This is a genomic window from Methylobacterium mesophilicum (assembly GCF_022179445.1).
Lineage (GTDB): Bacteria > Pseudomonadota > Alphaproteobacteria > Rhizobiales > Beijerinckiaceae > Methylobacterium > Methylobacterium mesophilicum.
This window is the reverse complement of record NZ_BPQU01000007.1, coordinates 34,295-56,309: the sequence shown is the minus strand read 5'-3', so window position 1 is coordinate 56,309 and position 22,015 is coordinate 34,295. Positions and strand designations below refer to the sequence as shown.

The following is a 22,015-nucleotide window of genomic DNA, read 5'->3' as shown; positions in this document are numbered from 1 at the left end:
GGGAGCCTAGCTCGAACCGCCCTTGGGGCGCTTGGGACAGAGGTTCGGGATCGGTGCGCCGATCTCGCCGGTTGCCGGTGTAGCTCAGTGGTAGAGCAGCGCTTTCGTAAAGCGAAGGTCGGGGGTTCAAATCCCTCCTCCGGCACCATTTTCTTCCGCAGACAGCGCTAGCGCACCAGGTCGAGCCGCGAGCGGCTGGAGCGCGTGTCGGCCGAAAGCCGCCATGCTAGAACGTCGCGTGCGCAGGACCTCCGTCGGAACCGGATTGCCCATCCTGGTGTAGGGCCTTCTGTGCCGCGTGGCGGCCCAGCGGGCGGGGATACGTCATGAAAGCCGAAATCCTGGACGTCCGGTTCATCCACGAGGGCTGGAGCCGATTCGGGGTCGCGAAGGTGCGTCTCGCCGACGGCGCCGTGGTCGAGCGCGAGATCGAGGATCACGGCAACTCGGTGGGCGTCCTGCCCTACGATCCGGAGCGGCGGGTCGCCACGCTGGTGCGGGAGCTGCGGGTGCCGCCCCTGTTCGCGGCCGGCGAGCAGATGCAAATGGAAGCCCCGGCCGGCCTCATCGACGACGGCAGCCCGGAGGAGAACGGCCGCCGGGAGGTTTTGGAGGAGGTCGGTTTGCGCCTGCACGCGCTCGAATTCGTCGGCGCGACCTATTCCTGCGCCAGCTTGACCACGGAAAAGCTGCATCTCTACCTCGCCCCCTACGGCAAGGCCGACCGCGCCGAGGACGGTGGCGGCGCCGAAGGCGAGCACGAGAACATCCGGATCGTGGAAATGCCGCTCGCGGACCTCGCCGGGATGGCGGACCGGGCCGAACTCACCGACCTCAAGACGCTGACGCTGGTCCTGGCGCTGCGTGCCCGCCATCCGGAGCTTTTCGCGGCGTGAGAATCCGCTATCGCGTATTCGCGCAATGGTTGATCACCGCCGCGGTATTCGGCGCGGTCGCCTGGATCGCGTTTCACCTGCGCTGAGCAGAAACCCGTCTCAGGAATCGAAGCGATGAGCGAAGACGCCGTCACCGCCGAACCCCACGGCCTCGACCGGGGTCTGACCAATTACGGCGACCGCGATTTCGCCCGCTACCTGCGCCGCTCCTTCGCCCGGTCCATGGGCATCTCGCGCACGCTCCTCGACAAGCCGGTGGTCGGCATCGCCATGACGCCGTCCGGATTCAACAATTGCCATCGCGGCATGCCGGAACTCGTGGAGGCGGTCTCCCGCGGGGTGCTGGCTGCCGGGGCCTTGCCGATGCCGTTCCCGACCGTGTCGCTCGGAGAGGTTTTCCTCAATCCGACCAGCATGATGTACCGCAACCTCATGGCCATGGACACGGAGGAGATGATCCAGGCCCAGCCGATGGATGCGGTGGTCCTGATCGGCGGTTGCGACAAGACCGTGCCGGCCCAGCTCATGGGGGCGGCCTCGGCCGGCCTGCCGGCGATCCAAGTCGTGACCGGCCCGATGTCCACCGGCCGCCATCGCGGCCAGCGGCTCGGAGCCTGCACGGATTGCCGGGGCTTCTGGGCCAAGTACCGGGCCGGCACGGTGGATGCGGAGGAGATCGCCGAGGTCGAGGGAAGGCTCTCGGTCACGGCCGGCACCTGCGCGGTGATGGGCACGGCGTCGACCATGGCCTGCATTGCCGAGGCGCTCGGCATGTCGCTGCCCGGGACCGCTGCGATCCCAGCCGTGCATTCGGACCGCCTGGTGGCCGCCGAGGAGACCGGACGCGCCGCGGTGCGGCTGATTCAGACCAAGATCACCCCGGCGCAGGTCATCACGGAGAAATCTGTCGAGAACGCGATCCGGGTCCTGATGGCGGTGTCGGGCTCCACCAACGCCATCGTGCACCTCACGGCCATCGCCGGGCGCCTCGGCATCCGCATCCCGTCCGGGCGCTTCAACGCCATCTCGGACGAGACCCCGGTGCTGGTCGACCTGAAGCCCGTGGGCGAAGGCTACATGGAGGATTTCCACGCCGCCGGCGGCATGGGCGCGCTGCTGCGGGAACTGCGCCCGCTCCTGCACCTCGACACCGTGGACGTGGAGGGCCGCACCCTGGCCGAGCGACTGGACGAGCCGGCCGGCTGGGTCGACCGGGCGGTGATCCGAGCCTTCGACGATCCGGTCTCGCCGGTGGGCGGCCTGGTGGCGCTGAGCGGCAACCTCGCCCCGGACGGAGCGATCTTCAAGCGCGCCGCCGCGACGCCCGAGCTGTTCGAATCCGAGGGGCGGGCGGTGGTGTTCACCGGCCTCGAAGACCTGAGCCGCCGCATCGACGACCCGGATCTCGACGTGGCGCCGGGCGACGTGCTTGTGCTTCAGAATGCCGGGCCGCACGCCGCCGGCATGCCCGAGGCCGGCTACCTGCCGATCCCGAAAAAGCTCGCCCGGGCGGGGGTGAAGGACATGGTGCGGATCTCGGACGCGCGAATGTCCGGCACCGCCTTCGGGTCGATCGTGCTGCACATCGCCCCGGAGGCGGCCATCGGCGGCCCGCTCGGAGCCGTGCGCGACGGCGACCGGATCCGCCTGTCGATCCGCGACAAGCGGATCGACCTACTGGTGGACGAGACCGAGATCGCCCGCCGCCTCGCGGACCATCGACCGCCGCCGGCACCCAAGCGCGGCTACAAGGCGCTCTACCGGCGCACCGTCACCCAGGCGCCGGAGGGGTGCGACTTCGACTTCCTGATCGGCGACGGCGAGCCCGGCTGACACGCGGCTTGATCCTCGGGCGCCCCAGGGCCATCGTCCGGTGAAGAATCGGGAGGAGTCGAAGAGCATGACGCGCGCCTGCATCGTGGGCTGGGCCCACACACCGTTCGGCAAGCTCGAGGAGCCGGATGTCGAGGGCCTGATCGCGCGGGTGTCCGGCGAGGCGCTGGCCCATGCCGGAATCGACGATTCCCAGGTCGATGGGATCTATGTCGGTGTCATGAACACCGGCTTCTCGAAGCAGGGTTTCGAGGGATCGCAGGTCGCGCTCAATCGACCGGGCCTCGCCCACGCACCGGCGACGCATCTGGAGAATGCCTGCGCCACCGGCTCGGCGGCGCTCTACGCGGCCCTGGATTTCGTCGATAGCGGCCGCGGGCGGATCGCCCTGGTGGTCGGCGCCGAGAAGATGACGGCGAAATCCGTGGCCGAGACCGGCGACATCCTGCTCGGCGCCTCCTACCGGAAAGAGGAGGCCGACATCGAGGGCGGCTTCGCGGGGGTGTTCGGCCGGATCGCGGCCGGCTACTTCCAGCGCTACGGCGACCGCAGTGAGGAACTGGCCCGGATCGCCGCCAAGAACCACCGCAACGGTGTGGGCAACCCCTACGCGCAGCTCAGGAAAGACCTGGGCTTCGAGTTCTGCAACAAAGTTTCGGACAAAAATCCCTACGTCGCGGCACCGCTCCGGCGCACCGACTGCTCGCTGATCTCCGATGGCGCCGCCGCCCTCGTCGTGGCGGATGCCGAGACCGCCGAGGGTCTGGCTCGCGCCATCGGCTTCCGCGCCCGTGCGCACGTCAACGACATCCTCCCCCTGTCGCGCCGGGATCCGACCGCGTTCAAGGGCGCCCGGCTTGCCTGGGAGAAGGCGCGCGCGCAGGCCGGAATCGGCAACGACGACCTGTCGTTCGTGGAGACGCACGATTGCTTCACCATCGCAGAACTCATCGAGTACGAGGCGATGGGGCTGGCCGAGCCCGGCCAGGGTTACCGCGTCGTCCGCGAAGGGTGGACCGAGAAGGGCGGCCGGCTGCCGATCAACCCGTCCGGCGGGCTGAAGTCCAAGGGCCATCCGGTCGGCGCCACGGGCGTCTCGATGCACGTGATGGCCTGCCTCCAGCTCATGGGCGAGGCCGGCGAGATGCAGGTCCCCGGGGCGAACCTGGCCGGGATCTTCAACATGGGCGGTGCGGCGGTCGCCAACTACGTATCGATCCTGGAGCGGCGGCGCTGAGCCGAGGTCCGAGATGCCGTTGAGGACCGGACGCCACTCGCGCCCGCTCCCGTGCGGGCCGCGGTTTCACACATTGCCGGATGGAGCGCAGGTCCCCTCTCCCGTGCGGGAGAGGGATAGGGTGAGGGATCAGGTCTTTCCGGAGAGGGCGCATCCCTCACCCCAGCCCTCTCCCGCACGGGAGAGGGGGCCGGTCGCGGCCTGTACAAGCTGACGTGTGAACACCGTGGCCCTGACGGGGCAGGGGCCTGCATTCTCGTCGGTTCAGAAGAATCAATCCCCTCAATCGAGCTTGTCGAGCGCCTGCTTCAGGTCGGCGATCAGGTCGGCCTCGTTCTCGAGGCCGATCGACAGACGCACGGTCTCGGGTCCGACCTGCGCGGCGGCCTTCTCGCCCTCCGGCAATTGCCGGTGCGTGGTCGAGGACGGGTGGATCGCCAGCGATTTGATCTCGCCGATGTTGACGAGGTGCGAGATCAGTTCGAGCCCGGCGATGAACGCCAGGGCCGCCGGCTCGCCGCCCTTCAGCGCAAAGGTGAAGATCGAGCCCGGTCCCTGCGGGGTGTAGCGCCGGGCGAGGTCCTCTCCGGTCTGGCCCGGCAGTCCGGGATAGCTCACCCAGGCCACCGCCGGGTGGTCCTTCAGGAAGGCCGCGACCGCCCGCGCGTTGGCGCAGTGCCGCTCCATGCGCAGCGGCAGGGTCTCGATGCCCATCAGGGTCAGGAACGCGTTCATCGGCGACAGGCCGGGGCCGAGATCACGCAGGCCGAAGAACCGGCAGGCCGCCGCGAACGGCGTCTCCGGGAAGCTCTTGGTCAGGACGAGGCCGTCGTAGTCCGGCCAGGGCTCGGTGATCAGGTTGTAGCCGCTGGTCCGGGTCCAGTCGAAGGTGCCGGCATCGCAGATCATGCCGCCGATGGTCTGGCCCGAACCGCTCAGAAACTTCGAGGTCGAGTGCCAGACGATATCCGCACCGTGCTCGATCGGCCGGATCAGCGCCGGCGAGGCCAGGGTGTTGTCGACCACGAGGGGCAGGCCGTGGCGACGGGCCACCGCGGCGATCCCGTCGAGGTCCACCACCGAGGCGCACGGGTTCACGATCGACTCGCAGAAGATGGCCCGGCATTCCGGCGTGATCGCCGCCTCGAAGTCCTCCGGCCGCATGCCGCGGGCGAAGCGCGGCTTCAGGTCGTAGCGGCCGTCGAGGCGCCGCATCAGACCGAGGGAGCCGCCGAACAGGCGCGGCGAAGCCACGTAGGCGTCGCCGCTCTTCATCAGGGTCATCAGCACCAGCATCATCGCCGACTGCCCGGAGGAGACCGCGACGCCGGCCTTGGCACCCTCCAGGTCGGCGACCCGGCGCTCCAGGGCGGCCACCGTCGGGTTCGACCCCCGCGAATACGAGAACCCGGACCGGCGGCCCGCGAAGATGTCCGCCGCCTGCTCGGTGGAATCGAACACGAAGCCGTTGGTGAAGTAGATCGGCTGGACCCGCGCGCCGGTGGCGGGGTCGGGCGCCGCGCCGGCATGGATGGCCCGGGTCGCGAAGCGGTGCTGTCGGCTGGTATCCGTCATGGCTCTCGGTCGGCTGTACGGCGCCCGGATCGTCGACGCGCCCGAGCCGGAGGAGGCTTCACGCCGCGCGACGGATGAAGGCCTGCAGGGTTCGGACCAGGGTCGTGGGCTCGTAGGGCTTCGGGATGAAGCGGGCGCCCTCCGGCATGTCGTTGGGGCCGGGGGTGCCCATGCCGGATACGACGAGGACGGGGATGGTCGGCCAGCGATGCGCCACGAGGCGGGCCAGGGCGAACCCGTCCATCGAGCCCTGCGGCATGTCGACATCCGTCATCAGGACGCCGACATCGTCGCGGTTTTCCAGGACCTTCAGCGCCTTGTCGGCGTGGCTGGCCTCCAGCACGGTGAAGCCGGCATCCGCCAGGGTGTCGGACGCCTCCATGAGCAGGAGGCCGTCATCTTCCACCAGCAGCACCACGGGTTGGTCGGACAAGCTTTCAGTCATCAGACCTGCAAAGGTTCAGTCGCGACGTTCGAAGCCCGCGCCGTATTCCCCGGACCTGCCCCCGTCAAGGCGCGGGACCTGCGGCGTCAGGCGGCCTCCTCGCGCTTGCCCAGGCGCTTGTCGAGATAGGTGTCCACCGTCTGGGTCAGCTCGTCGACCTTGCCGTCGAAGAAGTGGTTGGCGCCCTCAACCATCTGGTGCTCGATGATGACGCCCTTCTGCACCTTCACCTTTTCGATCACCGGCATGACGTCCCGGGCCGGTGCGACGCGATCCTCGGAGCCGTGCACGAACAGGCCGGAGGAGGGGCAGGGGGCCAGGAAGGTGAAGTCGAAGCGGTTGGCCATCGCGGCGATCGAGATGAAGCCCTCGATCTCGGGACGCCGCATCAGCAGCTGCATGCCGATCCAGGCGCCGAACGACACGCCGGCGATCCAGCACGACTTCGCCTCCGGGTTGACCGACTGCACCCAGTCGAGGGCCGCGGCCGCGTCGGAGAGCTCGCCCGAGCCGTGGTCGAACGCGCCCTGGCTGCGGCCGACCCCGCGAAAATTGAAACGCAGGGCTGCGAAGCCGCGATTGGCGAAGGTGTAGAAAAGATTGTACACAATTTGATTGTTCATCGTACCCCCGAACTGGGGGTGCGGGTGCAGGACGATCGCAATCGGCGCGCCGCGCTTCTTGGGGGCCTGATAGCGGCCTTCCAGACGTCCGGCCGGGCCGGTGAAGATGACTTCAGGCATCGTTCAACTCTCGTTTCAGCGGTCGCCGGCCGCGCGATCTTGGGCAGTGAAGAGGCAGCCTTGACTCGCCGCACGCACACCATACAAACGCTCTTAGAACAGTTCTAGGCGATTAGAACTATTCTAATGTAGGTGAGCGGGCACGCGGTGCCAGTTCTCTGCACCAGCCATTCGGTTGGCGACATCTCATTTGTCGGCGCGCCTTAGCACGGCGAGCCGGTCCGCGGGCAAGGAATTGTCACGCGCCGCATGCAGGGGACCAGACGGAATCAGCATGACCCGGGCCCGCGCCTATCTCGATTACAACGCGACCGCCCCCGTCCGCCCCGCCGTGGCGGATGCGGTGGCGCGCGCGCTGATGCTGCCCGGCAACCCGTCCTCGATCCATCAGGAGGGCCGGGCTGCCCGCGCCGCGCTGGAAGCCGCGCGCGGCCAGGTGGCGGCCCTCGTGGGCGCCCGCCCGGCGCAGGTGGTGTTCACCAGCGGCGGGACGGAGGCCGCGAATGCGGTCCTGTCCGGCGCGCTCGGCCGGCGTGGCCAGCCAAAGCCGACGCGGCTACTCCATTCCGCCACCGAGCACCCCTGCGTCGCCGCAGGCCATCGCTTCCCCGCGGACGCGGTCGAGGAACTACCGGTCACACCGGACGGCGTGATCGATATCCGAGCCCTCGAAAGACGCCTCGGCGCGCTTGCGGACGAGAGCGTGCTGATCTCGATCCATGCGGCCAACAACGAGACCGGCGCGATCCAGCCCCTGTCCGATGTCGTCGCCCTGGCCCGCGCCCATGGCCGGGCTCTGGTCCACACGGATGCCGTGCAGGCGGTCGGCAAGGTCGCCCTCGACATGGCAGCCCTGGGGATCGACGCGCTCACGCTGTCGGGCCACAAATTCGCGGCCCCCAAGGGGGTCGGCGCGATGATCCTGGCCGACGATGTCGCCTTGGACGCCGCGTTCCTGCGTGGCGGCGGGCAGGAGCGGCGCCAGCGCTGCGGAACCGAGTGCCTGCCGGCGATCGTTGGTATGGGCGAGGCGGCCCGGATCGCGACCGAAGCCCTCGTGGCAGAGGGCGTTCGCCTCGCGGGCCTGCGCGATCGGCTCGAGGCTGGCATGCGCGTCCGAGCCCCCGAGGCCGTAGTGTTCGCGGCCGGTGCGCCGCGCCTGCCCAACACCCTGAGCTTCGCGATTCCGGGCCTCGACGCGCCCGCCGCCCTGATCGCCTTCGACCTCGCCGGCGTGGCGGTGTCGTCAGGCTCGGCCTGCTCGTCGGGCAAAGTCGCCCGTTCGGCGACGCTGTCGGCGATGGGCGTGGCGCCCGAGCTTGCCGGGGGCGCACTGCGCGTCAGCCTCGGCTGGAATACGGTGGACGAGGATGCGTCATGCTTTCTCGACGCCTTCGAACGGGTCTTGCAGCCCCTATATAAGCGGCGAGGGTACGCGGCCTGAAACAGCCGCGTCCCACGCTTTCCGAAAGACGCTTCCCGGTCCTTGAAACCGGGCTTGCCAGGAGATGCTAATGCCTGCCGTGCAGGAAACAATCGACCGGGTCCGCTCGATCGACCTCGACCAGTACAAGTACGGGTTCGAGACCACCATCGAGATGGAGAAGTCCGCCAAGGGCATCTCCGAGGACGTCGTGCGCTTCATCTCGGCCAAGAAGAACGAGCCGGCGTGGCTGCTGGAATGGCGCCTCGACGCCTATCGCCGCTGGCTCACCATGAAGGAGCCGGAGTGGGCGCGGGTCGCGTACGACAAGGTCGATTATAACGACATCTATTATTACGCCGCGCCGAAGCGCCCGGCGGCGATGTCGCTCGACGAGATCGATCCCGAGATCCTGAAGACCTACGAAAAGCTCGGCATCCCGCTGCGTGAGGTCGAGGTGCTGGAAGGCATCGCGCCGGAGCGCCGCGTCGCGGTCGACGCCGTGTTCGATTCGGTCTCGGTGGCCACGACCTTCAAGAAGGAACTCTCGAAGGCCGGCGTGATCTTCATGCCGATCTCCGAGGCCGTGCAGGAATATCCGGAGCTGGTGAAGAAGTACCTGGGCACGGTGGTGCCCTCGACCGACAACTTCTTCGCGACGCTGAATTCGGCGGTCTTCTCCGACGGCTCGTTCGTCTACATCCCGCCGGGCGTCCGCTGCCCGATGGAGCTGTCGACCTACTTCCGCATCAATGAGCGTGACACCGGCCAGTTCGAGCGTACGCTGATCATCGCCGACAAGGGCTCGTACGTCTCGTATCTCGAGGGCTGCACCGCCCCGAAGCGCGACGACAACCAGCTCCACGCCGCGGTGGTCGAACTGGTCGCCCTGGACGACGCCGAGATCAAGTATTCGACGGTCCAGAACTGGTACCCGGGCGACAACGACGGCAAGGGCGGCATCTACAACTTCGTCACCAAGCGCGGCGATTGCCGCGGCGACCGCTCCAAGATCTCCTGGACCCAGGTCGAGACCGGCTCGGCGATCACCTGGAAGTACCCGTCCTGCATCCTGCGCGGCGACGAATCCCGCGGCGAGTTCTACTCGATCGCGGTGTCGAACGGCATGCAGCAGGTCGATTCCGGCACCAAGATGATCCACCTCGGCAAGAACACCACCAGCCGGATCATCTCGAAGGGCATCTCCGCCGGGCGTTCGCAGAACACCTACCGGGGTCTGGTCTCGGCCCACAAGAAGGCCAAGAACGCTCGCAACTTCACCAATTGCGACTCGCTGCTGATCGGCGACCAGTGCGGGGCACACACCGTGCCCTACATCGAGTCGAAGAACGCGTCCGCGGTATTCGAGCACGAGGCGACCACCTCGAAGATCTCCGAGGACCAGAAGTTCTACTGCCTGCAGCGCGGGCTCTCCGAGGAGGAGGCGACCGCGCTCATCGTCAACGGCTTCGTCCGGGACGTGCTGCAGCAGTTGCCGATGGAGTTCGCCGTCGAGGCCCAAAAGCTGATCTCGATCAGCCTCGAAGGCTCCGTGGGCTAAGTCCCGACCGGCGTCGATACCCATGGCGATCGCGGCATCCCCGCGGTCGCCGACCGGATTGCGTGAAGGCTTTCATGCGCGGCATCCGGACCTGAAGGCCTTCGAAATGGCCGTCTCGGTGACGGCGATAAGGAACTGACGGCACGCGGTCGGTGCATGAACCCGGCTCGCCGTTCGATAGGACTTGAACTAACATGTTGGAAATCAAGAACCTCGTCGTGCAGATCGAGGATAACCGCATCTTGAACGGCCTCAACCTGACCGTGAACGACGGCGAGGTCGCGGCGATCATGGGTCCGAACGGTTCGGGCAAGTCGACCCTGTCCTACGTCATCGCCGGCAAGGAAGACTACGAGGTTCTCGACGGCGAGATCCTGCTCGACGGCCAGAACGTGCTGGAGATGGCCGCCGACGAGCGTGCCGCGGCCGGCGTCTTCCTGGCCTTCCAGTACCCGCTGGAGATCCCCGGCGTCGGCACCATGACCTTCCTCAAGGCTTGCCTCAACGCCCAGCGCCGCGCCCGCGGTGAGGGTGAGATCTCGACGCCGGACTTCATCCGCAAGGTCAACGCCGCCGCCGATAAGCTCGAGATCAACAAGGAGATGCTCAAGCGTGCCCTCAACGTCGGTTTCTCCGGCGGCGAGAAGAAGCGCATGGAGATCCTTCAGATGGCGCTGCTGGAGCCGAAGTTCTGCGTCCTCGACGAGACCGATTCGGGCCTCGACATCGACGCCCTGCGCATCGTCTCCGAGGGCGTCAACGCGCTTCGGGCCCAGGGCCGCTCGTTCCTGGTGATCACCCACTACCAGCGCCTGCTCAACCACATCGTGCCCGACACCGTGCACGTCATGTCGAAGGGCCTGATCGTGAAGACCGGCGGCAAGGAGCTGGCCCTCGAGCTCGAGGCGGCGGGCTACGCCGAGTACCGCACGAACGAGGCCGCGTAAGTCCATGGCCGAGATCCAGAACCTGCGCACCAGCGCCGAGACCGGGCTGTCGAGCCTGTTCGAGGCCGCACGCAAGGGCTTCGCCTCGGAAGAGGCGATCGCCCGCGAGGAGGCGTTCCGCTTCTTCGAGGCCGCCGGACTGCCCAGCCGGCGGGTCGAGGCGTTCAAGTACACCGACCTGCGCGCCGCCATGAAGGAGGCCGTGCCGCCGGCCGAGGCCCCGTCTGCGGAGGCCGCCCAGGCGGCAGCCGCATCCGCGAAGGGCTTCGCCGGCATCGACGCGGCGCATTTGACCTTCGTCAACGGCCATCTCGTCCGTTCGCTGTCGGACCTCGACGGGCTGCCGTCCGGCCTCACAGTGACGCCGCTCAACGATGCGATGGGCAAGAGCGACACCCGCCTCCGGCTGCTCGCGCCGGTGGAGCAGGCACGCGAGAACCCGATCTACCAGCTCAACACCGCCTTCCTGGCCGACGGCGCGCTGATCTCGGTCGCTCCCGGCACCAAGATCGAACGCGCCCTGCACCTGCGCTTCATCGGCAGCGGGTCCGAGGGTTTCTCCACGGCGACGCGGGTCCTGGTCGAGGTCGGCGACGGCGCGGAGATCACCGTGCTGGAGAGCCACGAGGGTCCGGACGGCCTGACCTACCAGCCGAACGATGCACTCGACGTGCGGGTCGGGAAGCAGGCCGTCTTCCGTCATGCCCGGCTCAACCGGGAGGGCAACGCCGCCATCGCGCTCTCGACGATCAGCGTGCGCCTGGACGACGAGTCCCGGCTGGAGACGGTCAACCTGGTGACCGGCGCCGTCCTGTCGCGTCACCAGATCTACATGCACGTCGCCGGTGAGAACGTGAACGCCGTGGTCAACGGCGCGGCGATGCTGGGCGACGGGCAGCTGGCGGACTCGACCCTGCTGGCCGACCATGCGGCCGTGGGCGGCATCGGCCGCGAGATGTTTAAGACGGTGATCGACGGGAACGCCACCGGGGTGTTCCAGGGCAAGATCATCGTCCGGCAGGCCGCACAGCAGACCGACGGCAAGATGAAGTCGGATTGTCTGCTCCTCAACGACGAGGGGCAGATGATGAACAAGCCGGAGCTGGAGATCTTCGCCGACGACGTCGCCTGCGGCCATGGTGCCACCTGCGGCGCTCCGGACGAAGACCTGCTGTTCTACCTGATGGCCCGTGGGCTGCCGCGCGCGGTGGCCGAGAGCCTGCTGGTCCAGGCCTTCGTCGGCGAGGCGATCGAATCGGTCACGCATGAGGGCGCCCGCGCGGCGTTGATCGGCGAGATCGAGGCCTGGCTCGCGGCACGCGCTTGATCGTTCGGCCGATCCTCCTGCAGGATCGGCCGGCCTTCGCGAATCCAGAGCCCCGTTCGCGGGGTCATCGGGGTCGCGACGCTCTTTTCGGAGGCCTCCTTCGAGACCTTCGCTTCGCTTCGGCACCTCGGATCGAGGTGGCCCATGGGACGGACTTGAGGTCCCAGAAGGTCGCGACCATGAACGCACCCGTCCGCACCACCGGCTACGACGTCGAGGCTGTCCGCAAGGACTTCCCGATCCTATCGCAGACAGTCTACGGCAAGCCGCTGGTCTATCTCGACAACGCGGCCTCGGCGCAGAAGCCCCGGCAGGTGATCGACGCGATGGTCTCCTGCATGGAGACCGGCTACGCCAACGTCCACCGCGGCCTGCACTTCATGGCGAACGCCGCCACGGAGGGGTTCGAGGGCGCCCGGGAGACCACGCGCCAGTTCCTCAACGCCGCCTCCACCGACGAGATCATCTTCACTCGCAACGCCACCGAGGCCTACAACCTCGTGGCGTCGAGCATGGGCTGGGCCGGGCTGATCGGCGAGGGTGACGAGATCATCCTGTCGATCATGGAGCACCACTCCAACATCGTGCCCTGGCACTTCCTGCGCGAGCGGCGAGGGGCCGTGATCAAGTGGGCGCCGGTGGACGAGGACGGAAACTTCCTGGTCGATGAGTACGAAAAACTGTTCACGCCGCGCACCAAGATGGTGGCGATCACCCAGATGTCGAACGTGCTGGGCACAGTGACACCCGCGGAGGAAATCGTCCGCATCGCGCATGCGCACGGCGTTCCGGTGCTGCTCGACGGGGCGCAGAGCGCCGTCCACCAGCCGATCGACGTGCAAGCGCTCGACTGCGACTTCTTCATCTTCACCGGCCACAAGGTCTACGGTCCGACCGGCATCGGCGTGCTCTACGGCAAGAAGGAATGGCTGGAGCGCCTGCCCCCGTACCAGGGCGGCGGCGAGATGATCCGGACCGTCAGCCAGGATACGGTCACGTACAACGACCCGCCGCATCGCTTCGAGGCCGGAACCCCGGCTATCGTCGAGGCGGTCGGGCTCGGGGCGGCGCTGGAATACATGCTGGGCCTGGGCCGGGAGAACATCGCGGCGCACGAGGCGATGCTGACGCGCTACGCCCACGAGCGGCTCGGCGCCATGAACGCCCTGCGGATCATCGGCACCGCCAAGGGCAAGGGCGGCGTGGTCAGCTTCGAAATGAAGGGCGCCCACGCGCACGACATCGCGACAGTGATCGATCGACAGGGCGTCGCGGTGCGCGCCGGCACGCATTGCGCCATGCCGCTGCTCACGCGCTTCGGCGTCACCTCGACCTGCCGGGCCTCGTTCGGGCTTTACACCACGCCGGCCGAGATCGATGCCCTTGCCGAGGCGCTCGGCAAAGCCGAGATGATGTTCGCCTGATCGGCGCAGCGTCCCGAACAATATCGTGAGGACGATGCGCGTGCCGCGAGGAAACCGGGTCCGTCTGGACGGGCCCGGGGGAGAATGAAACGATGAGCACCGACGCCACAATCACCGGCGGCGCGAACGCCCCCGCGGTCGAAGCCGCATCGGCGATTCCGCCGGCCGAGCTGGACCGGCTGACCGACGACATCGTCGCCGCGCTGAAATCCGTCTACGATCCGGAGATCCCGGCGGACATCTACGAGCTCGGCCTGATCTACAAGGTCGATATCGGCGACGACCGGAAGGTCGCGATCGACATGACTCTGACCGCTCCCGGCTGTCCCGTAGCCGGCGAGATGCCGGGCTGGGTCGAGAACGCCGTCAGCGCGGTGCCGGGCATTCAATCGTGCGCCGTCACGATGGTGTTCGATCCGCCGTGGGATCAGAGCCGGATGTCGGACGAGGCCCGCGTCGCCCTGGACATGTGGTAGCGCCGCCCGGAACGGCCCATGCCCCCCGGATGCAGTCTATCGGGACGGCGCATGCTCCACATGCGCCGTCCCCCTGTGCGCCGAAGCCTTTCTATCGCGCGACTCGGCCACGAAATGAGCGACCTCGACGAATATTGCTATTGTTGACGGCGCCCGATGGGACGAAGAACGCGTCGATAGCGCTATAGGCCTGCACGCCGACGCTTGTGATGGAAGAAGCGCTCGACTGGTCGGCGAGCTACAATTCGGTCGCTACTGTCGAACGCATGCAGAAATGCCCGAACGGTCTATCAATCGATGGTGATTTTAAGATTTCGGTAACCACGATTGCCCACTTGGGATGGGTGGCCGCCCGTTCAGGCGGCTTCGCTAATCGCACAGGGTGGTGATGGATGGGTCCGGGTTACGTGGCCGCGGTGCTTCTCGAAGTGGCCGGGCTAAGCGGGATCGTGGTGGCCGCCTTTGTCATACGCACGGAGCGCAGGGCGCGGGTCGCCGAATTGCGCAGCTTCCTACTCTCCGGCCAGATCCCGGTGACAGGCCCCATTCCGGTCTCGCAGAGGCTGTGGTTTTCCCCTGGTCCCCGGGTCGTGAATGTCCCGGTCGCCCAGGGACGCGATGACGGGCGACCTCGGGAATCCGCGGCCCGGTCCGCCCTGGGCCGTGCCTTCGCGCGACACGGTTCGACGGAGATGGGCGGGATGGTGGCGGCCTCGATCAGCGCAGGATGACGTCCAGGCCGCTGCCGAGCAGCGTGACGGCGCTGAGGAGGAGCATGAACTTCAGGTCTTCGAAGCGAGTGCTCATGGTGGATCCGTCCTCTTGATGCGGTTCGTCGCCGTTCCGATGATGCATTATCGTCTGATTAACGACTGTTTCGCGAGTCGTTTCAGGAACTGTTAGGGATTGGTCTGCGCTTTCCATTTAGTAAGGTTGATAATCGGTTAATATCGATCCGGCCTGGTGAGTTCGTCTTAACGGGGCTTCGGCCGGCCGGCGGTGCGCCGCCGCACGATAGCGCGGCAACAGGAAGGGCGCCGGACCATGATGCAGCCATCGACCAGTCCCCTCCTGCGGGTGCGCGACTGGCTTTTCCGGGACCGGCAGACCGGCGCCATCACGATTGCGCAATGGCCGAACCTGCCGCTCTGGCTGTTCCTCGCGCTGACGCTGGCGGCATGGCTGGCAAGCGGCGCCGAGCCCCTGGGGTCTTGGCTCGCCATCGGCGCCGATGTCGCCTTGGGCTGGTGGGCGGTCGATGAGCTCGTCCGCGGCGTCAACCCGTGGCGCAGGATGCTCGGCCTCGCGACGCTGGTCGGACTGGCCGCGCTCGTCTTGCTCCGGCACGGTGGATAGGCTCGTCGTAGGCGCGTCAGCAGCCGCACGCGAACCTGCGCCCCGGGATCGACAGCCGGACCTCAGCGGGAGCACGCCTCTACTGATCTTCGCGATCGGCGGTGCGTTTCGGCATGCAAGAGCGGCGACGGCGCGCAATTCAATCGACCGCGGTATTCAATCTCCGCAGCCGGTCGTTACCGGCCGGCTCAAAACCAATCCTGCGTCTCTGGTCCATGTGACTACCGAGAAGCGTAACGGTTGATTGCGGCGTCGCGAAAACTCATGAATGGTCGGGTCGAATTCCGTCCCGAGCGGCGTCGGCCTTTCGAGGTGCGCAGACCCCTGCTCGGCTGTCGTTTAAGCTGGACCGCACGATGACCACGCCAGGAGCCTTCGAATCCTCCGAAGCCGCAGAGCGGCTCGACGAGCGGGCTCAGCTCCTCCGATACATCGCCGATACCCTGGACCTTCCGGTATCGCTCTTTCGCCGCCGCACTTCGCAAGGCGATGAGGGCCCGACGGCGGCCGAGTGCGTGGCGATCCTGGCGACCTTCTCGCGCATCCGCGATCCGGAGGCCCGGCGACAATGCCTGGCGCTGGTCTCCCGCTGCGCCGACGCTCAGGAGTAGGGCCGGTCCCGCTGTGCGCTTGCGCACCTGGGCGGCGTGAGAACAGTACAGACCCCGTGCTATAGGGGCGGCCGCTTCCGCCAGAGGCCCACCGGATCGGCAGGCCGTGCGGAACGTCGCGACGGCGTCGGCAGACGGGCCCCGAGCCGAGCCGGCGGTCGCCGGCGCACGCTGCCCCGCATTCCTTTCAGGCCCCGATGCCGATCATCTCTATCTCGAAGCTGTCGAAAACCTATCAGTCCGGCTTCACCGCCTTGAGCGGTATCGACCTCGCCATCGAGCGGGGCGAGATCTTCGCGCTGCTGGGCCCGAACGGGGCCGGCAAGTCGACACTGATCAATATCGTCTGCGGCATCGTCACCGCGAGTTCCGGAACGGTGGTGGTCGACGGCCACGACATCGCCGTGGATTACCGCGCCGCGCGCCGGGCGATCGGGCTCGTCCCGCAGGAACTGACCACCGACGCCTTCGAGACGGTGCTGAACACCGTGAGCTTCTCCCGCGGCCTGTTCGGGCTGCAGCCCGATCCCGGCCATATCGAGCGGATCCTGCGGGCCCTGTCCCTCTGGGACAAGCGCGACAGCCGCCTGATGACCTTGTCGGGCGGGATGAAGCGCCGGGTTCTGATCGCAAAGGCCCTCTCGCACGAACCCCGGGTGCTGTTCCTCGACGAGCCGACGGCCGGGGTGGACGTGGAACTGCGGCAGGACATGTGGCGGCTCGTGCGCGACCTGCGCGAGCAGGGCGTCACCGTGATCCTGACCACCCACTACATCGAGGAGGCCGAGGAGATGGCCGACCGGATCGGCGTGATCCGACGGGGCCAGATCATCCTGGTCGAGGAGAAGGCCGCGCTGATGCACAAGCTCGGGCGCAAGCAGCTGACCCTCCAGCTCCAGACACCGATCGCCACGGTCCCGCCCGAGTTGGCGGAGTACGAGCTGGCACTCGCCGGCGACGGCCGTGAACTGGTCTACACCTACGACACCCGCGCGGAGCGGACCGGGATCACCGGCCTGCTCACCGGCCTCGCCGCTGCCGGCATCCGGTTCAGCGACCTCCATACGGAGCAGAGTTCCCTGGAGGACATCTTCGTCGGCTTGGTGCGCGAGGGAGAGGCACGGATATGAGCGCGACCATGAGCATGAACTGGCCGGCGGTCCGTGCCATCTACCGCTTCGAGATGGGCCGCTTCTGGCGCACCGCCGGGCAGAGCATCCTGGCCCCGGTGATCTCGACGACCCTGTATTTCGTGGTGTTCGGGGCCGCGATCGGTTCGCGGGTCTCGGCGGTGGACGACGTGCCCTACGGGCTGTTCATCGTGCCCGGGCTGATCATGCTCTCGCTGCTGACGCAGAGCATCTCGAACGCCTCGTTCGGCATCTACTTCCCGCGCTTCGCCGGCACGATCTACGAGATCCTCTCGGCCCCGATCTCGCCGCTGGAGGTGGTGCTGGGCTTCGTCGGCGCGGCGGCGTCCAAGTCGATCCTGATCGGTCTGATCATCCTGGCGACCTCGGCGCTGTTCGTGCCGCTGCGGATCGACCATCCGGTCTGGATGATCGCCTTCCTGCTGCTCACCGCGGTGACGTTCAGCCTGTTCGGCTTCGTCATCGGGCTCTGGGCGGACGGCTTCGAGAAGCTGCAGCTGGTGCCGCTCCTCGTCGTGACGCCCCTGACGTTCCTGGGCGGCAGCTTCTACGCCATCGACATGCTGCCGCCGTTCTGGCACGCCGTGAGCCTCGTCAACCCGGTGGTCTACCTGATCAGCGCCTTCCGCTGGGCGTTCTTCGGCAAGGCCGATGTCAGCATCGCGATCAGCCTCGGGATGACGATGCTGTTCCTGGTGATCTGCCTCGGCCTCGTCACCTACATCTTTCGCACCGGCTACCGCCTGAAGAGTTGATTTCAGGGCTGCGCGGCGAGGAACGCCAACACGCCGTCCCGGTGCGGCTTGGCGCCCACGGCGGTGGAGTGGTCCTTGCCCTCGATCTCCAGAGCGCGTGCGTCTGGGATCAGGGCGGCCACGGCCGGGCCGGAGCCCGCCACCGTATCGAGGGTGCCGACCGAGACCAGCACCGGCACCTCGATCTGGGAGAGTTCTGCCCGGCTCAGCGTCTGGCGCGAGCCGCGCATGCAGGCCGCGAGCGCGCGGAGGTCGCTCCGGGTCTGTTCGGCGAAGGTGCGGAACGCCGCGGCGGTCGGGTTCGGAGCGGGTGTGCCGGGGGGCGCCTCCAGCGCCTCGGAGATCCCGGACGGCAAGCCCTTGCCCTCGACGAGGTGCATGCCGAGCCCGCCGATCAGCGCGGACCGGACTCGGTCGGCATGGTCGAGGGCGATGTGGGCGGTGATCCGTCCGCCCATCGAATAGCCCATCACGTGCGCGCGCTCGATGCCGAGATGGTCGAGCAGCCGTATCGCGTCGCCCGCCATGGCCTCGGAGCTATATTCGGCCGGGTCGTAGAGCTTCTCGCTCTCGCCATGCCCGCGATTGTCGAGGGCGATCGCGCGGTAGCCGGCCTGCGTCAGCGCGCGCACCCACTGGGTGTTGACCCAATTGACCGCGTGGTTGGAGGCGAAACCGTGGATCAGCAGGATCGGCGTGCCGGCCCCCTCTGCCGGCGGGACGTCGATATAGGCGATCCGCACGCCGTCCGAATCGAAGGAATCCATGCCGTGCAACCCGTGCCGTCCAAGCTCGGCCTCCGCTTAGACCACAGGGCCGCGCGGGGGCAACGCGGATCGCTCCGCTTGCGGGGGCGGGCGCCGGCTGGCACACCGCCCCGGTTATGACCGATCCCAAGCCCTACGGCACCTACGAACCGGCCGGCCTCGTGGCGGCGATCACCCGCCGGACCAACCGGATCCCGGCCGAGTCCTGGTATGGGCGGCGCCTGGCGCTGTTCCTGCGCCGGATCGCGATCTCGCGGCTGGGCGGCAAGCCCCTCGACGTGACCCGCTACGGGGCCCGGATGCGGCTGCACCCCTACAACAACAACTGCGAGAAGAAGGTGCTGTTCACGCCGCAATTCTTCGATCCGCAGGAGCGTGCGCTGCTGCAGGAGCGCCTGCCGAAGGACTGCGTCTTCCTGGATATCGGCGCCAATATCGGCGCCTACGCCCTGTGCGTCGCGGCGTTCTCGGGGCCGGCCGCCCGGATCGTCGCGGTCGAGCCGCAGCCCGACGTGTTCGAGCGTCTCACCTACAACATCGCCCAGAACCCGTTCCACACCGTCAAGGCGGTCGCCTGCGCGGTGGCCGACAAGGCCGGCGAGCTGACCCTGTTCATCGACCCGCGCAACCGCGGCGAGTCGAGCCTGCGGATCGTCGGCACCAACGAGGGCGCCCGGATCACCGTGCCGGCGGTGCCGCTCCTCGACCTCCTGCGAGCCGAAGGCCTGACCCGCGTCGACGCCATCAAGCTCGACGTGGAAGGCGCAGAAGACCTGATCCTGGAGCCGTTCCTGCGCGAGGCGCCGGAGGCGCTGCTCCCCCGCATCCTGCTGATCGAGAACGGCACCGGCCAGTGGCAGATCGACCTGCCCACGCACTTGGAGAGATTCGGCTATCGCGAGATCTCGCGCTCCCGATTGAACCTGATGTTCGAGCGACAGGCGCCCGTCAGGGCGGCGTGATCACCGGGATCTCGTCGGTCAGGGCGACCCCCGCGGGGCTCACCGCGCAGCGGTAGGCATGCATTGCGACGCCGGCCGCGCGGGCGTCGCGGAACGCCCGGTCGAAGGCCGGGTCGATGTCCCGGGCGACGTCGAACGCCTCCGCGTGCATCTGCACCACGATGATCACCATCGCCCGGCCGCCATCCACGACCACCTGGGCCAGGTCGCGCATGTGCCGGGCGCTGCGGGCGGCGACGCAATCCGGGAATTCCACGAGGCCCGCCCGGCGCATCAGGTGGCAGTTCTTGACCTCCACGTGGCACGGCCCGCTGCCTGCGCCGCTCGCGAGGAAATCGACGCGGCTGGCCTTCGCGTAGCGGACCTCCGGACGGAAGACATCGTGCCCGGCGAGCGCCGCGATCCCGCCGGCGCGAAACGCCTCGGCCACCAGGGCGTTCGGGCGCAGGGTGTTGATGCCGACCCATTGCGGGCCGCCCGGCAGGTCGGCCTCCACCAACTCCCAGGTCAGCGGCAACTTACGCGCGGGATTGCTCGAGCGGGAGAGCAGGACCGGCCGACCCGGCTCGTTGAGGCCGAGCATCGCACCGGGATTGGGGCAGTGCGCGGTGACGAGGCCGTCCGCGGTTTCGATGTCGGCGAGGAAGCGCTTGTAGCGCTGCACCAGCAGACCGGGCGCGAGCGGCGCGGCGAACAGCATCGGGGGATATCTCCGGGTTCGTGTGGTCCGGGCCGGCGGCCGCGCTATCTGCAGAGCATCCACCGTCAAAGGTGTCACCGCTGCGGCGGCGAGACCGTTGCGCGCGGGATACCGTCGGCCGGACCGCGATCCGGCCTCGACCTGCTCCTCGCCGACAGAGTTCCATGGACCAGCCTTCCGATCCGATCACGGCCGCGATCCTCGTCATCGGCGACGAGATCCTATCGGGGCGTACCAAGGACAAGAACATCGGCACCATCGCCGATTTCCTCACCGCCGCCGGGATCGACCTGCGGGAGGTGCGGATCGTGCCCGACGAGGCCGCGATGATCGTGGAGGCGGTGAACGCCCTGCGGGCGCGCTACACTTACCTGTTCACCACCGGGGGGATCGGCCCGACCCACGACGACATCACAGCCGATTGCGTCGCCCAGGCGTTCGGGGTCGGCATCGACATCGACGAGCGGGCGCGGGCGATGCTGCTGGAGCGTCACAAGCCCGAGGACCTGAACGAGGCCCGCCTGCGCATGGCGCGGATCCCGTTCGGCGCCGACCTGATCCCCAACGCGGTGTCGAAGGCCCCGGGCTTCCGCATCGGCAACGTCCACGTCATGGCCGGGGTGCCGAGCATCATGCAGGCCATGCTCGATGCCGTCGCGCCGACCCTCAAGGGCGGTGCCGCGATGATCTCCGAGACCATCGAGGCCGTCGGGCTCCCCGAAGGCCAATACGCAGGCGAACTCGGCGAGATCGCCAGGGCCCGGCCGGCCGTGTCGATCGGCTCCTACCCGGCGCTGACGCCGGAGGGGTTCCGCAACCGGATCGTCGTGCGCAGCCGGGATGCGCAGGCCCTGGCGGAGGCGAAGGCGGTGGTCGAAGCGCTCGTGGCGCGGCTCACGACCTGACTCTCTCACGTTCGGTCGCGTGGCGTCAGGGAGCTGAACGGATGATCCAGGATCGGAGGGACCGGGCCGACAAGGAGGCGCGGCGGGACGAACTGCTGAAGGAGGTCTCCGAGATCGGCCGCCCGGATGCCTACGTGCTTCACGAGGTGATCCGGCTGGAGGGCGACGAGGAGTTGCGCCGCCACGGCATCGCCCTGTTCCTCTCCGCCTTCGCGGCGGGACTCAGCATCGCGCTGTCGCTGATCGTGCCGGGCGTACTCAAGAGCCACCTGCCCGAGGCCGACTGGGCCAAGATCGTCACCACGATGGGCTACGCCGTGGGCTTCCTGGTCGTCGTGCTGGGGCGCCAGCAGCTGTTCACCGAGAACACCATCACGCCGATCCTGCCGCTGCTGCACGACCGGACGGTGAAGACGGCGTTCCGGGTGGTGCGGCTCTGGCTGATCGTCCTGTGCGGCAATATCCTCGGGACGCTGGCCATCGCCGCGGTGCTCGCCAACGCTGGCGCGTTCGAGCCGCCGGTGCTCAAGGCCTTCGCGGAGATCAGCCACGACGCCATCGCGCACGGGTTCTGGTCCACCTTCGTGAAGGCGGTGTTCGCCGGCTGGATGATCGCCCTGATGGTCTGGTTCCTGCCCGCCACGGGCAGCGCGGCGCCGTTCGTGATCCTGCTGATGACCTGGCTGGTCTCGCTGTGCGGGCTCGCCCACATCGTCGCCGGCTCCGTGGAGGCGTTCTACCTGCTGATCACCGGCGCGGCCTCGCTCGAGGATTACGGGTACCGGTTCTTCCTGCCGACGCTGCTCGGCAACGTCATCGGCGGCGTCACCCTGGTGGCGGTGCTGAACTACGGCCAGGTCGCCCCGCAGGTGGAGGAGACCAAGGAGGTCGAGGGCGAGCGCCCCGACTGACCGGACGCGC

22 protein-coding genes and 1 tRNA gene are annotated in these 22,015 nt (G+C 67.9%); 18 read left to right on the top strand and 5 right to left on the bottom strand.

Annotated features, from left to right (window positions below):
- The first annotated feature begins 73 nt into the window (after positions 1-73).
- The 4 genes from MFF40_RS09860 to MFF40_RS09845 all read left to right on the top strand — a co-directional run bounded on the left by MFF40_RS09860 (position 74) and on the right by MFF40_RS09845 (position 3,966).
- Positions 74-148, top strand: a tRNA-Thr gene (locus tag MFF40_RS09860).
- A gap of 178 nt (positions 149-326) precedes the next feature.
- The gene (locus MFF40_RS09855; protein WP_238260277.1) at positions 327-896 is read left to right on the top strand and encodes an NUDIX domain-containing protein; all 570 of its coding nucleotides are present in this window, start codon (positions 327-329) and stop codon (positions 894-896) included.
- Between the two features lie 114 nt (positions 897-1,010).
- Entirely contained in the window at positions 1,011-2,729 is a 1,719-nt protein-coding gene (locus MFF40_RS09850; RefSeq protein ID WP_238260274.1) for an IlvD/Edd family dehydratase, read from the top strand.
- Between the two features lie 67 nt (positions 2,730-2,796).
- Entirely contained in the window at positions 2,797-3,966 is a 1,170-nt protein-coding gene (locus MFF40_RS09845; protein WP_238260272.1) for an acetyl-CoA acetyltransferase, read from the top strand.
- A gap of 282 nt (positions 3,967-4,248) precedes the next feature.
- Here MFF40_RS09845 and MFF40_RS09840 read toward each other — a convergent pair whose 3' ends face one another.
- The 3 genes from MFF40_RS09840 to MFF40_RS09830 all read right to left on the bottom strand — a co-directional run bounded on the left by MFF40_RS09840 (position 4,249) and on the right by MFF40_RS09830 (position 6,729).
- On the bottom strand, positions 4,249-5,541 hold the full coding sequence (locus tag MFF40_RS09840) for an O-acetylhomoserine aminocarboxypropyltransferase/cysteine synthase family protein (RefSeq protein WP_147852888.1): 1,293 nt from the start codon (positions 5,539-5,541) through the stop codon (positions 4,249-4,251).
- Positions 5,542-5,599: 58 nt separating this feature from the next.
- Positions 5,600-5,986, bottom strand: a complete 387-nt coding sequence (locus tag MFF40_RS09835) for a response regulator (protein ID WP_147852889.1) — start codon at positions 5,984-5,986, stop codon at positions 5,600-5,602.
- A gap of 86 nt (positions 5,987-6,072) precedes the next feature.
- Positions 6,073-6,729 carry an alpha/beta hydrolase gene (locus MFF40_RS09830; RefSeq protein WP_092045953.1) on the bottom strand — a complete coding sequence of 219 codons (657 nt, stop codon included), beginning with the start codon at positions 6,727-6,729 and terminating at the stop codon, positions 6,073-6,075.
- 274 nt (positions 6,730-7,003) lie between these two features.
- On the opposite strand from MFF40_RS09830, the gene MFF40_RS09825 reads away from it, so the two are divergent.
- The 11 genes from MFF40_RS09825 (at position 7,004) to MFF40_RS09775 (ending at position 17,760) form a co-directional block, all read left to right on the top strand.
- Complete coding sequence (locus MFF40_RS09825; protein ID WP_147896278.1) at positions 7,004-8,173, top strand: cysteine desulfurase family protein; 1,170 nt, start codon at positions 7,004-7,006, stop codon at positions 8,171-8,173.
- Between the two features lie 70 nt (positions 8,174-8,243).
- Positions 8,244-9,713, top strand: a complete 1,470-nt coding sequence (sufB, locus tag MFF40_RS09820) for a Fe-S cluster assembly protein SufB (RefSeq protein WP_147852891.1) — start codon at positions 8,244-8,246, stop codon at positions 9,711-9,713.
- 194 nt (positions 9,714-9,907) lie between these two features.
- Positions 9,908-10,660 carry a Fe-S cluster assembly ATPase SufC gene (gene sufC / locus MFF40_RS09815; protein ID WP_238260270.1) on the top strand — a complete coding sequence of 251 codons (753 nt, stop codon included), beginning with the start codon at positions 9,908-9,910 and terminating at the stop codon, positions 10,658-10,660.
- Positions 10,661-10,664: 4 nt separating this feature from the next.
- Positions 10,665-11,987 carry a SufB/SufD family protein gene (locus tag MFF40_RS09810; RefSeq protein WP_147852893.1) on the top strand — a complete coding sequence of 441 codons (1,323 nt, stop codon included), beginning with the start codon at positions 10,665-10,667 and terminating at the stop codon, positions 11,985-11,987.
- A 179-nt stretch (positions 11,988-12,166) separates the two neighbouring features.
- Positions 12,167-13,411, top strand: coding sequence for a cysteine desulfurase (locus tag MFF40_RS09805; protein ID WP_238260268.1), 1,245 nt, complete (start codon positions 12,167-12,169; stop codon positions 13,409-13,411).
- Between the two features lie 92 nt (positions 13,412-13,503).
- Entirely contained in the window at positions 13,504-13,887 is a 384-nt protein-coding gene (locus tag MFF40_RS09800) for an SUF system Fe-S cluster assembly protein (protein ID WP_147852895.1), read from the top strand.
- A 209-nt stretch (positions 13,888-14,096) separates the two neighbouring features.
- Positions 14,097-14,276, top strand: coding sequence for a hypothetical protein (locus MFF40_RS09795; RefSeq protein ID WP_147896281.1), 180 nt, complete (start codon positions 14,097-14,099; stop codon positions 14,274-14,276).
- A 655-nt stretch (positions 14,277-14,931) separates the two neighbouring features.
- On the top strand, positions 14,932-15,243 hold the full coding sequence (locus tag MFF40_RS09790; RefSeq protein ID WP_147852898.1) for a hypothetical protein: 312 nt from the start codon (positions 14,932-14,934) through the stop codon (positions 15,241-15,243).
- Positions 15,244-15,599: 356 nt separating this feature from the next.
- Positions 15,600-15,854 (top strand): hypothetical protein, encoded by a 255-nt coding sequence (locus MFF40_RS09785; RefSeq protein WP_147852899.1) that lies wholly within the window; start codon positions 15,600-15,602, stop codon positions 15,852-15,854.
- Positions 15,855-16,051: 197 nt separating this feature from the next.
- The gene (locus tag MFF40_RS09780; protein WP_238260267.1) at positions 16,052-16,984 is read left to right on the top strand and encodes an ABC transporter ATP-binding protein; all 933 of its coding nucleotides are present in this window, start codon (positions 16,052-16,054) and stop codon (positions 16,982-16,984) included.
- A gap of 14 nt (positions 16,985-16,998) precedes the next feature.
- Positions 16,999-17,760: an ABC transporter permease gene (locus MFF40_RS09775; protein ID WP_147852915.1), complete on the top strand. Its 762-nt coding sequence runs from the start codon at positions 16,999-17,001 to the stop codon at positions 17,758-17,760.
- Between the two features lie 2 nt (positions 17,761-17,762).
- Here the strand turns inward: MFF40_RS09775 and MFF40_RS09770 are convergent, their stop codons facing one another.
- Entirely contained in the window at positions 17,763-18,527 is a 765-nt protein-coding gene (locus tag MFF40_RS09770) for an alpha/beta fold hydrolase (RefSeq protein WP_238260266.1), read from the bottom strand.
- A gap of 116 nt (positions 18,528-18,643) precedes the next feature.
- Between MFF40_RS09770 and MFF40_RS09765 the strand changes: the two genes are divergently transcribed.
- Positions 18,644-19,489, top strand: coding sequence for an FkbM family methyltransferase (locus tag MFF40_RS09765; protein WP_147896284.1), 846 nt, complete (start codon positions 18,644-18,646; stop codon positions 19,487-19,489).
- Here MFF40_RS09765 and sfsA read toward each other — a convergent pair.
- Positions 19,476-20,189: a DNA/RNA nuclease SfsA gene (gene sfsA, locus MFF40_RS09760; RefSeq protein ID WP_147896285.1), complete on the bottom strand. Its 714-nt coding sequence runs from the start codon at positions 20,187-20,189 to the stop codon at positions 19,476-19,478. The two genes, MFF40_RS09765 and sfsA, sit on opposite strands and share 14 nt — an antisense overlap.
- Positions 20,190-20,353: 164 nt before the next feature.
- Here sfsA and MFF40_RS09755 point away from each other — a divergent pair, with 164 nt between their 5' ends.
- Complete coding sequence (locus MFF40_RS09755; RefSeq protein WP_147896286.1) at positions 20,354-21,094, top strand: competence/damage-inducible protein A; 741 nt, start codon at positions 20,354-20,356, stop codon at positions 21,092-21,094.
- 41 nt (positions 21,095-21,135) lie between these two features.
- The gene (locus tag MFF40_RS09750; RefSeq protein ID WP_238260265.1) at positions 21,136-22,005 is read left to right on the top strand and encodes a formate/nitrite transporter family protein; all 870 of its coding nucleotides are present in this window, start codon (positions 21,136-21,138) and stop codon (positions 22,003-22,005) included.
- The last annotated feature ends 10 nt before the right edge of the window (positions 22,006-22,015 follow it).